Below are 11,277 nucleotides of genomic sequence, written 5' to 3' on the forward strand. Positions count from 1 at the left end.
ACACCGCCGAACAAATATTGAGAAAAGCCCCGTACCGGGTTCACCGGTACGGGGCTTTTCTGCGTTCCGAGCCCTATCCGGTCAATTAGGGTCCGGTTATGCGCTATGACCTCGTCATCTTCGACAACGACGGTGTTCTCGTCGACAGTGAGTCGATCTCCAATACACTCCTGGCCGCCTATCTCACCGAGCTCGGGCATCCGACCTCGTACGAGGACTCCATCCGGGACTACATGGGGTCAGCCATGCACCGCGTGCACGATCTCGTGGAGGAGCGGAGTGGGCGGCGGTTGCCGGACGACTTCGATGACGTCTTTCACGGGCGGGTGTTCGCTGCCTTCGAGCGGGAGCTGAAGCCCGTGGCCGGCGTGGTCGGCGTACTGGAGCGGCTGAGGGCCGGTGGAGTGCCGTACTGCGTGGCCTCCTCCGGGAGTCATGAGCGGATTCGGGTGGGGCATCGGGCTGCCGGGCTTGAGGGATGGTTCGACGCCGGGCGGGTCTTCAGCGCGGAGGACGTGGGGCGGGGGAAGCCGGCGCCCGATCTGTTTCTCCACGCGGCGGAGCGTATGGGGGTGGCCGCTGAGAGGTGTGTGGTGGTGGAGGACAGTCCGTTGGGGGTGCGGGCCGCGGTTGCCGCCGGGATGGACGTACTCGGGTTCACCGCCATGACTCCGGCCGAGCGGCTCGTCGGAGCCACCCAACTCTTCTGCGACATGGGCGAGTTGGCTGAGCTGCTGGTTTGAGGTCGGGCATGCGGCGGCACTGACAATTGTCATCCCCGGGTCCGGACGTTCGGTTCTGTTGGCGGGGTGGGGGTGTCCGCGAGGCTTGGGGCATGACAACAGAGACGACGAACTCGGCCTCCCTCCGCCGGAGTCTGCTGCCCCTGGTCCTCGACGTGGCGGTTCCCCTCGGGTCGTACTACCTGTTCAGGAACGGGCTCGGGATGAGTGCCGTCGCCGCGCTCGGGTTGAGCAGCGCCGTGCCCGCCGTACGCACCGGGTGGAGTGTGGTGCGGAGGCAGAAGGTCAACGGCATGGCCGCGCTCATCCTCGTCGTCAATGTCGTGGGGGTGCTGCTCAGTTTCGTCGCCGGGGACGCGCGGCTGATGCTCGTGAAGGACAGCGGGATCAGCAGTGTCGTCGGGATCGGGGTGCTGGTCTCGGTCCGGCTGGGGCGGCCGATGATGACCGAGGGGATGAAACCGTTCCTCATCAAGGGGGACGCCGAGCGCGCCGCCGCCTGGGAGCGGCTGGTCTCCGGGTCCACACGGTTTCGGCGGGCCGAGCGGACCTTCTCGCAGGTGTGGGGTGTGACCCTGCTGGGGGAGTGCGTCGCGCGGATCGTGGGGGTGTATGTCTTCCCCGTCGACACCATGGTCTGGCTCGGCACCGTCGTCATGGTCGGGGCGATGCTGGTGGCCGTTCTCGTCGGTGGTGCGCTCGCCGTCGAGCCCATGAAGGGGATGCTTCGCGACGAGGTCGCGCTTGGCGCCGGTCGTGGTGGAGTGGTCGCTCAGGGTGCATGACGGGGTGTTGTTCCTGAGCGAAGGCCGGTGGAGGCAGCCGGTGAAGACCGGTGAAGGCCGGCGAAGACCAAAGGTGAGCGAAATTCATCTTCCTGATTCTCTACCCACGAGTAAGCCGGGGCCCTACGCTCGCCGCCATGACAGATGTGCTGCGGCGCGGCAGGGCCTCGCTGGCGTTCAGCTTTTTTGCCCAGGGCGCCACCTTCGCGCTGCTCGTGACGAGGATCCCGGCCATCCAGGACCGGTACGGCATATCCGACGCGATGCTGCCCCTCTTCCTCGCCGCCGTGCCGGTGCTGGCCGGGGTCGGCAGTGTCTGCGCCGAGCAGTTGGTGAGGCGGGTGCCCCCCAGCCTCGTACTGAGGTGGTCGCAGCCCGTCGTGCTCCTGGCGCTGCTCGGTGTCGGCGCCGGGGACCAGTTGGCCGAAGTGGCTTTGGCGCTGGGGGCGTTCGGGCTGGCCGTCGGTGGGCTCGACGCCTCGATGAACATGCTCGGGGTGAGTCTGCAGCGGGCGTACGGGCGCAGCATCATGCTCGGGTTCCACGCGGCGTTCAGCCTGGGCGGGATCGTCGGGGCCTCGCTGGCGTGGGCCGGCGCGCACTGGCATCTCGCCCTTTTTGTTTCCTATCTGCCTGTGGTGGCCGTGCTGTTGCCCGCCGTGGTGGTCGGCGGTCGGTGGTACGTCGACGCGACGGACAAGGACGGGGAGTCCGTCGCAGCGGGCGGTGATGCCGCCGCAGTGGGGGGTGGGGCGGGTGGTCTCGTCTTCAGGATGCTGCTGCCGCTGTGCCTCGTGATGACGTTCGCCTACATCGGGGACTCGACCGTCTCCAACTGGAGTGCGAAGTATCTGCAGGACGTGCTCGGGAGTTCGGAGCAGCTCGCGACCGTTCCGTACAACGTGTACATGGTCACCACGCTTGTCGGGCGGGCCATCGGGGACGCGGGCGTACGGAGGTTCGGGGCCGTCGCCGTCGTACGGGCGGGGGCGCTGGTGGCGGCGCTCGGCTTCGGTGTGGTGGCCGTGGCGCCGGGGGCGTGGATCGGGATGCTCGGATTCACGTTGCTGGGGCTCGGGTTGTGTGTGATCGTGCCGCAGACCTTCGCCGCCGCCGGGCGGTTGTTCCCCGGTGCCTCGGATGCCGCTGTCGCGCGGCTCAATATATTCAACTATGTGGGATTCCTGGTCGGTTCGCCCTTGGTGGGCGCTTTGGGTGATCTGTGGAACTACCGTGGGGCGATGCTCGTTCCGATGGTGCTGGTCCTGGTGACGTTGAGGTATGCGGGGTCGTTCGATCCGGGACGCGCCGGATACGGTGACGGGCATGAGCGGGCGCGCGCGGCTGATGTGGGACGAGGCGGTAACGGGCTATGACTTCGGTCCGGATCACCCGATGGATCCGGTCCGGCTCACCCTGACCCGGCGGCTCGTCGACGCCTTCGGGCTGGACCGGGAGGTCGACGTGGTCTCGGCGAAGCCCGCCGGGGAGTCGACCCTGCGGCTCGTGCACCGCGCGGACTACGTCGAGGCGGTCAAGGCCGCGTCGGCCGATCCCGGGGCGGCCGATCCGGCGTACGGGCTGGGGACCGTCGACGATCCCGCCTTCGCCGGGATGCACGAGGTGTCCGCGCTGATCGCGGGGCAGTCGGTCGGCGCCGCCGAGGCGGTGTGGCACGGGGAGGCGCTGCACGCCGTCAACTTCGCGGGCGGCCTGCATCACGCGATGCCCGGGGGCGCGTCCGGGTTCTGTGTGTACAACGACGCCTCGCTGGCCATCGCCCGGCTGCTGGAACTGGGCGCCGAGCGGGTCGCGTACATCGACGTGGACGTGCATCACGGGGACGGCGTGCAGGCCGCGTTCTGGGAGGACCCCCGGGTCCTGACGATCTCGCTGCACGAGCATCCGCGCACGCTGTTCCCGCAGACGGGGTGGCCCGAGGAGACCGGTGCGGCGGGTCCGGGGGAGGGGAGCGCCGCCAATGTCGCGCTGCCCGCCGGGACGGGGGACGCCGGGTGGCTGCGGGCCTTCCACGCGGTCGTGCCCGAGCTGCTCGCCGACTTCCGGCCGCAGGTGCTGGTCACCCAGCACGGCGCCGACACCCACTTCGAGGACCCGCTGGCGCATCTCGCCGTGTCGCTGGACGCCCAGCGGGCCGTGCAGGTCGCCTGTCACGACCTCGCGCACGAGTACGCCGACGGGAAGTGGGTCGCCCTGGGCGGGGGCGGATACGCGGTGGTGGAGGTCGTACCCCGGTCCTGGACGCACCTGGTGGCGATCGCGGCGGGGCGGGCCATCGAGCCCACGGCCGTGATTCCGGAAGGGTGGCGGCAGGAAGTCTTCGCGCGTACACGGCAGTTGGCGCCCGCGCGGATGACCGACGGGCGGTGGCCGGTGCCGTACGCCGACTGGGAGACGGGGTACGACCCCGCCGACCGGCTCGACCAGGCGGTGCTGGCCACGCGGCGGGCGGTGTTTCCGCTGCGGGGGCTGCTGGCGTAGGGCGCGGCCCAGGCGTCCGGCTGTCAGGCGCGGAGACCGCTCACGCTGGTGTCGTGGATGTCGACCGTGCCGCTCCACGACGTGGAAGCCGGCGCCGCAGGCGCCGTTGTGCGCGCCGGACGCGGTCGACTCACCGTCACTGGGCCATCACCGGTGCAACAGCCCGCCCGGAGGCGGAGATTCGTGGCGTTACGCCAACTGTGCGGTGTTTTCGGCGTTTGTGCCGTGCCCGGTGCCGGCGTCCGTGACCATCACTCCCGTGTTGAGTACCGGGGCGTTGCGCGCCCATCTCCTGGCCGCCCGTCTAGCCGGGCCGGTGGCCACCTCGCGGGAGGAGAGTCTGCGGAGTTACCGGCTTTTCGCCGCCGGGGACCCCCGGGTGCTGATCGGAATCGATCCCGAATGGACTTGGCGGCAACAGGATCTGCTCGGTTTGATGGCCGACAAGTGTGGTGTTTCAGCTGATCCAGGACACACCTCCGGATGTGATGTGATCGACCCGGAGCGGACACTGGCGGCCCTCGACGCCTTCGCCGGGCGACTCTCCGCAGCCGCGCGCCGCCGGGCTCCCGTACTCCTCGGCACCGGGCACCCGCATCGACTGCTGGGTTTCTACGCCGCGTTGGCAGACGCCCTGTCGGCGGCGGGATGTACTGTCCTCACCCCGGCGCATGGTAGCTCTGTCGACATAACGACCCGGTTCGGTCTACGCACGCACAACCTCGACTACGTACGGCGGGTCGCGCTCGTACGGGCGCCGGGTGCTGGGGCCGCCGGGCGTGAGCCGGGCGCGCACACGCACTCTCCCCTCCCGGTTCGGACCGCTCTGGCGGCCGCCGCAGAGGCCGGCGGGACGCTCCCGGAGTTGGTGATCGGGGACCACGGATGGGTCTGCGGCGCAGGTCAACTGGGGTTCGAGGCCATCGGGTTGGCCGATACGGACGATCCCGCACTGTTCGTCGGGGAGGCCGAGGGGCGCGTGTCCGTCGTCGTTCCACTTGATGACGCTGTGCGGTCCGATTACTACCGGCCGCTTACCCGCTACGTACTCAATCGAGCGTGTCTGTCACAGTAGGCCGCCGATGGGTGCACCTCTTCCCCACTCGCATCACCCGCCCCTACATTGGGGAGTGAGCACGCAACGACGAAGAGTCACCGGAAGGGGAAGCCGGTGACCGTCGAGTGCGGAAGGTTCAGGTGTGTCATGGCTGCAGCTGGCGAGAGGCCTCTGAACGAGGTTCAGTTCCTGACCGTGGCGGAAGTCGCCTCGGTGATGCGAGTGTCGAAGATGACCGTGTACCGGTTGGTGCACAGCGGTCATCTGCCCGCGATCCGGGTGGGGCGGTCCTTCCGCGTCCCCGAGCAAGCGGTTCACGAGTACCTCCGCGAGAGCTATGTGGGGGTGGAGACAGCCTGACGGCGGTTCGTTCCATCGCGTTCCGTCGCGTTCCGTCTCATTCGATCACCTCGATCGCCCTCGATTACGACCTCAGCGCTCGGACGGGTAGGCTGGCCCCTTGTAGGTCGTATGGGCCCATGGCGCCCAACGCCGAGTGATGAGAAGTGAGCGAGGGTAGTCGTGGGCTCTGTTATCAAGAAGCGGCGCAAGCGGATGGCGAAGAAGAAGCACCGCAAGCTGCTGAAGCGCACGCGCGTCCAGCGTCGCAACAAGAAGTAGCCGGTCGTCCGATCGCGAGATCGGGACCGCTGCTTCTCCGCGACGCCGCGAGAGCGCGAGCGTGAGTGTGAAGGCTGTGGCCCCCCACCGGTTTCCGGTGGGGGGCCACAGTCGTATCGTTCGACCGGTTGTTCATCCGGTTGTTCATCCGGTTGTTCACCCGGCCGTTCGTCCGGTCGTATTGTTCGTCCGGTCGTACGACCGGCGTCGTCGTGACTTCGCGCATCGAGCGGTCATCACAGGGCAACAACAAACCGCTAGGTTGGGCTGCACACGGGAAACACGGCTGGAAGGAAGGCGCTGATCTTGGGCAAGGTCGTGCTCGTGACCGGAGTGGCCCGCCAGTTGGGAGGCCGGTTCGTACGGCGGATCCAGCGTGACCCCCAGGTGGACCGGGTCATCGCCGTGGACGCGGTTCCCCCCGAGCACCATCTGGGCGGCGCCGACTTCATCCAGGCCGACATCCGGCAGCCCACCATCGCGCGGGTGTTGGCCGAGACGAACGCCGACACGGTCGTGCACCTGGACGTGACGGGTGTGGCGCTGGGCAGCGGCAGCCGGGTCACCGTCAAGGAGACCAACGTCATCGGCACCATGCAGTTGCTGGGTGCCTGTCAGAAGTCACCCGCCGTGAAGCGGCTGGTCGTGAAGTCCAGTACCACCGTGTACGGCTCCGCGCCCCGCGATCCGGCGGTGTTCAGCGAGACCACCTCGCCCAAGTCGCTGCCCAGCGGCGGCTTCGCCAAGGACGCGGTGGAGGTCGAGGGGTATGTGCGCGGGTTCGCCCGGCGGCGGCCCGACGTCGCCGTCGCCGTGCTGCGCTTCGCCAACATCCTCGGGCCGACCGCCGACTCGCCGCTCGCCCACTACTTCGCGATGCCGGTCCTGCCGACCGTGTTCGGCTACGACCCCAGGCTCCAGTTCGTCCACGAGGACGATGTGATCGAGGTCCTGCGCATCGCCTCGAACGAACCGGAGCGCGGAACGCTCAACAGCGGCACGTTCAACATCGCCGGGGACGGCGTCCTGCTGCTCTCGCAGTGCTCCCGGCGGCTCGGCCGGCCCACCGTGCCGCTGCTGCTGCCCGCGGTCACCTGGGCCGGCTCGCTGGTGCGCACGCTGGGCATGACGGACTTCTCGCCCGAACAGATCCGGCTGCTCACCCACGGCCGAGTCGTGGCGACGAACCAGATGCGCGAGACTTTGGGATACCGGCCGAAGTTCACCACCGCCGAGACCTTCGAGGACTTCGCGCGTGTCCGGGGCCCCGGTCTGCTGCCGCCGGAGGCCGTCGCGCGGGCCGTCGACCGGATCGCCGCGCTGCCCTTCGCACCCTTCGCGGGCGGCGGCGCCGCCCGAGCCATGACCACCACAACTGTCACCGCGACGGTCACGAAAGCTGCCGAAGCGACCTGACGGCGACAGCCCACCGACACGGCGACAGCCCACCGACACGGCGACAGCCCACCGACACGGCGACAGCCCACCGACACGGCGACAGCCCACCGACGCAGAGCGCCAACCGAGGAGCGCATCAACGATGGCGGATGCCAAGGTCATTCCGTTCGACGACGACAGGTCCCGCGCGGGCACCGCCCCGCGGCCGTCGCGCCGCCGGAGCGCGGGCAGCGGCCGGCGCAAGGGCGAGTCGGCGGTCATTCGCGAGGTCCAGCCCCTGCCGGGACGGGCCCGCCCGCAGGATGATGTCCAGGTGACACGAAAGCAACAGCCGCCCCAGGAGCCGCAGGAGTCCCAGGGCGGGCCCGGGGCCCAGGTCCCGTCGTCCGACCCGGCCGGCGGTGGCGCGGGCGGCCTGGAACGACGTATCGCGGGCGGCCTGTCCTTCCTGCGGCGCCGGCTCACCGGGGACTACGAGGTCGACGACTTCGGCTTCGACGCCGAACTCACCGACCAGGTCCTGATGTCGCTGGTGCGCCCGCTGTACGAGAAGTACTTCCGGGTCGAGGTCAAGGGCATCGAGAACATCCCGGCCGAGGGCGGCGCCCTGATCGTCGCGAACCACTCCGGGACGCTGCCGCTGGACGGCGTGATGATGCAGGTCGCCGTGCACGACAACCATCCCGGCGCGCGTCATCTCCGGCTGCTGGCGGCCGACCTGGTCTTCATGCTGCCGATGATCAACGAGCTGGCGCGGAAGGCCGGTCACACCCTGGCCTGCGCCGAGGACGCGGAGCGGCTCCTGGAGCGCGGCGAACTGGTCGGGGTGATGCCGGAGGGCTTCAAGGGCATCGGCAAGCCGTTCAGCGACCGGTACAAGCTCCAGCGCTTCGGGCGGGGCGGCTTCGTGTCGACGGCGCTGCGGCAGGGCGCGCCGATCATCCCGTGCTCGATCGTCGGGGCGGAGGAGATCTACCCGATGATCGGCAACGCCAAGACGCTGGCCCGGGTGCTCGGCATCCCGTACTTCCCGATCACCCCGACGTTCCCGTGGCTGGGCCCGCTGGGCGCGGTACCGCTGCCCACGAAGTGGACGATCCAGTTCGGCGAGCCGATCCGCACGGACGGCTATCCGCCGGAGGCGGCCGAGGACCCGATGCTGATGTTCAACCTGACGGACCAGGTCAGGGAACAGATCCAGCACACGCTCTACAAGCTGCTGGTGCAGCGCCGGTCGGTCTTCTTCTGACGGTCGCTGCTTCGGCCTTTTCCTGTACGTCGGTGGGGGTGCCCTTCCTGTGAAGGGCACCCCCACCGACGTACAGCCGCTGTGTCAGCCGACGTCCTCGCTGTCGATGCCCAGGCCGGGCAGCAGGCCCGGGAGGAGCGGCGGCAGTGTGACGTCCGGTTCGGCGGCGGGCGGGGCGGTCGGCGACGGGGACGCCGTGCCGCTGTTCTGCGGCGGGTCGAGCAGGCCGCCGGTGTTGCCGCCGAGCAGGCCGTCGTCGGCGGTGCCGGAGGCGGACGGCTTGGGGTTGCCGCTGCTGGGGTCGCGCCCCTCGGCGGAGTCGCCGCCGGTGTGGCTGGGCGCGGCCGGCCGGTCGGCACCGGACGAACTCGTGCCCGACCCCGGTCCGGAGCTCTGGTGCCGGCCTCCGGTGTCGCCGCTTTCGCTGCCACTGCCGCCGACGCCGCTCCGGGAGGGCGGTTCGGGGAGCAGTGACTGGAGGGGGGCGACCTCTTGGTCTATGGCGTCGAAGACCGACGACACCTCCTGGCTCACGTCCCCGAGCTGCACGGGGAGGCGGTCACGCAGGGCGCCCCAGGCCTCTCGGTGCGAGCGGGAGAAGGTGTCCAGGGCCTGGATGGGGCCCAGGGAGTCGGGGTCGCGCCGATACGCCTCGTGCAGCAGGCGGTGGCCCTCCGAGACGTCGTGCCCCATACCTGCGAGGGCGCGGCGGATCTCGCCGAGCGACTCGTGGTCGAGCTGACCGGCGCGGTCGCGCTCCATCAGCCGACGGGCCTCGTTGAGCCGCGTCGAGGCCTGGTCGAGGTAGACCTGACCGCGTTCGCTGTCGCCGTCGGCCAGGTAGTTGAGCTTGACGTCCTCGATGCCGCGCTTGAGGCCGTACAGCGAGTCACCGGGCAGGGCGTCGGAACTGGCGGCGGCGACACCGCCGAAGGCTCCCGCGGCCACACCCACGCTGAGCCCGCCGGCGGCGAGACCCTTCGTCAGCCGTGTACGCGGTCGCAACTTCCCGAGCCCGGTCGCCCGGTGGGCGCCCCTGGACCGGGAGCGCTGCTCGGGCACCAATGGGTTCGACGCCTCGCCTCCGGGCACCGTGCCGTCCCGCAGCATGGCCTCCATCGCGGCCACCAACTGGGCCCGGTGGACGACCTTGACCGCGGGGTCGAGCACCGGTTTGGGCAGCTCGCCGAGACCGGTCGCGAGGGCCACCAGTCGGTTCGGTTCGGTCCGCTCCGCCCGGTGGTCCGCCTGGTTGTCCGCCCGGTGGCCGGCCTGTTCCGCGGCAGCCGGGGCCGGTTCCGGAGGGACGTCCGGTGCCGGTCCTTCGGGCTGCTCGGCCGCCGAGTCCCGGTCGGACAGCTCCTCCAGGGCCTGGGCGAAGGCGTTCGCCCGCCGGTGCGCCGAAACGTTCGCGATCACTGGCGGCACCTCCTCTCGTCATGACGGTCGGCTCCCCAGGGGGTCCTGAGGGTTGCACATCCCTGACCGCACCCACTCGATCGGGTGATCGTAGGCGGCCGGGGAGTGACCACAGGGAGCCTGTATCCCGCACAACGAGCGGCGCGGCACTTGGGTTACGGACGGCGGATGATCGGACCGCGAACTCAACGGACTTTCACGGAAGGTGAGTTGGCGGTCGCCGAGTGTGCGGTCCCCGGGCGGGGCGGATCCGCGGGGCGGTGCGGGGTGTGGCGTGCGGAGTTGTGCGCGGGGTGGCGCGGAGTGTGTGAGCGGTGTGGTGCATGGTGGGTGGTGCGGAGTGTGGTGCGTGGTGCGCCCGGTGGGGCGGCGGGCTCGGGTGCGGGCGCGGGGTACCTCTTACGGTGCTCAGCGCGCGTCTTCCGGGAGGAGCCGGGCGAGTGTACGGACGGCGCGGTACTGGAGGGTCTTGATGGCGCCCTCGTTCTTGCCCATCACGCGCGCGGTCTCGGCGACGGACAGCCCCTGGAGGAAACGCAGGGTCACGCACTCCTGCTGCTGGGGGTTGAGGCGTCGTACGGCATCGAGGAGAGCGGCGTTCGAGAGGGACTCCAGGACGGAGTCCTCCGGTGAACGCTCGACCTCGTTGGCGTCCAGCATCTCGCCGGTCGTGACCTCCAGCCGGAAACGGCTGGACTTGAAGTGGTCGGCGACGAGGTTGCGGGCGATGGTGACGAGCCAGGCGCCGAAGTCGCGGCCCTGCCAGGTGAAGGTTCCGATGCGGCGCAGGGCGCGCAGGAACGTCTCGCTCGTCAGGTCCTCCGCGGTGGCCTTTCCGCCCACCCGGTAGTAGATGTACCGGTACACAGTGTCGCTGTACTGGTCGTAAAGGCGGCCGAAGGCGTCGGCCTCGCCGGCCTGGGCGCGCTCGACAAGGTCCATCATGCGGGCGCTGTCACTGTCCGCGGCGGGGCGGCGAGGTGCGGCGGCACCGGCCGCGCGACCTCGTCTGCCGACCGCGGCGGTGCCGTCGGCCAGTGCGTAGCACGGGCCGATTGGTGCGGCGGTGGCGAATGCGGGGACGGCGTACGCGGTGGGGACGAAGCCGCGCAACAGGTCTAGGACCATTGCGCGCAGCGTAGCCAGGCCCGAGGCGTCAACCCCGACGTGTGGGTACACGGGACTCCCAGAGGCAGAGCTTCCATCACGTGCAGTGCGGGACCGTTCACCCGTCGTGGCGACGGAGGGGTACCGGTTTGCGTCTGAGGAGAATAACGCTTCGTGCAGGCACTGCTACACCCGGTTGCTCAAATCATCGATTACGTCGCTTCTGTTGCCTATTGGCGCCCGTTCAAGTGCCGCAGTGTGACAGGTTGTTGATCGATTGAGGTCGAGTTGGGGGTGTGGTCGGGGCGTGTTGTGGCTGTGTACGGCCAACGGGACTGGTGGAGGGGTTACGGGGGTATCGGGGGCCGATTACCTGTTTCTTTCGCCCCCGCCGCC

Annotated in this window: 11 protein-coding genes; 9 read left to right on the forward strand and 2 right to left on the reverse strand. The window is 69.6% G+C overall.

Annotated elements, in window-relative coordinates; genetic code table 11:
* Nucleotides 1-98 precede the first annotated feature (98 nt).
* From AOK08_RS13615 to AOK08_RS13650, 9 genes are all read left to right on the forward strand, one after another.
* Entirely contained in the window at nucleotides 99-743 is a 645-nt protein-coding gene (locus AOK08_RS13615) for an HAD family hydrolase (protein WP_055525797.1), read from the forward strand.
* 92 nt (nucleotides 744-835) lie between these two features.
* Nucleotides 836-1,528 carry a VC0807 family protein gene (locus tag AOK08_RS13620; RefSeq protein ID WP_055525798.1) on the forward strand — a complete coding sequence of 231 codons (693 nt, stop codon included), beginning with the start codon at nucleotides 836-838 and terminating at the stop codon, nucleotides 1,526-1,528.
* Nucleotides 1,529-1,665: 137 nt separating this feature from the next.
* On the forward strand, nucleotides 1,666-2,904 hold the full coding sequence (locus AOK08_RS13625) for an MFS transporter (protein WP_055525799.1): 1,239 nt from the start codon (nucleotides 1,666-1,668) through the stop codon (nucleotides 2,902-2,904).
* A complete protein-coding gene (locus AOK08_RS13630; protein ID WP_055525800.1) occupies nucleotides 2,855-4,030 on the forward strand; it encodes an acetoin utilization protein AcuC in 1,176 nt (391 codons plus the stop codon). Before AOK08_RS13625 ends, AOK08_RS13630 begins: the two co-directional genes overlap by 50 nt.
* Nucleotides 4,031-4,289: 259 nt before the next feature.
* The gene (locus AOK08_RS13635; protein ID WP_055525805.1) at nucleotides 4,290-5,105 is read left to right on the forward strand and encodes a phosphatase; all 816 of its coding nucleotides are present in this window, start codon (nucleotides 4,290-4,292) and stop codon (nucleotides 5,103-5,105) included.
* Between the two features lie 129 nt (nucleotides 5,106-5,234).
* On the forward strand, nucleotides 5,235-5,447 hold the full coding sequence (locus AOK08_RS13640; RefSeq protein WP_004984898.1) for a helix-turn-helix domain-containing protein: 213 nt from the start codon (nucleotides 5,235-5,237) through the stop codon (nucleotides 5,445-5,447).
* Between the two features lie 162 nt (nucleotides 5,448-5,609).
* A complete protein-coding gene (locus AOK08_RS43080; protein ID WP_003948845.1) occupies nucleotides 5,610-5,708 on the forward strand; it encodes a 30S ribosomal protein bS22 in 99 nt (32 codons plus the stop codon).
* A gap of 306 nt (nucleotides 5,709-6,014) precedes the next feature.
* The gene (locus tag AOK08_RS13645; RefSeq protein ID WP_055525801.1) at nucleotides 6,015-7,124 is read left to right on the forward strand and encodes an NAD-dependent epimerase/dehydratase family protein; all 1,110 of its coding nucleotides are present in this window, start codon (nucleotides 6,015-6,017) and stop codon (nucleotides 7,122-7,124) included.
* Nucleotides 7,125-7,248: 124 nt separating this feature from the next.
* Nucleotides 7,249-8,355, forward strand: a complete 1,107-nt coding sequence (locus tag AOK08_RS13650; protein ID WP_055525802.1) for a lysophospholipid acyltransferase family protein — start codon at nucleotides 7,249-7,251, stop codon at nucleotides 8,353-8,355.
* A gap of 84 nt (nucleotides 8,356-8,439) precedes the next feature.
* Here AOK08_RS13650 and AOK08_RS13655 read toward each other — a convergent pair whose 3' ends face one another.
* Entirely contained in the window at nucleotides 8,440-9,774 is a 1,335-nt protein-coding gene (locus tag AOK08_RS13655) for a DUF5667 domain-containing protein (protein ID WP_055525803.1), read from the reverse strand.
* A gap of 408 nt (nucleotides 9,775-10,182) precedes the next feature.
* The gene (locus AOK08_RS13660; protein WP_055525804.1) at nucleotides 10,183-10,953 is read right to left on the reverse strand and encodes an ECF subfamily RNA polymerase sigma factor, BldN family; all 771 of its coding nucleotides are present in this window, start codon (nucleotides 10,951-10,953) and stop codon (nucleotides 10,183-10,185) included.
* Between the last annotated feature and the right edge of the window lie 324 nt (nucleotides 10,954-11,277).

The organism is Streptomyces graminilatus, from assembly GCF_001418565.1.
Classification (GTDB): domain Bacteria; phylum Actinomycetota; class Actinomycetes; order Streptomycetales; family Streptomycetaceae; genus Streptomyces; species Streptomyces graminilatus.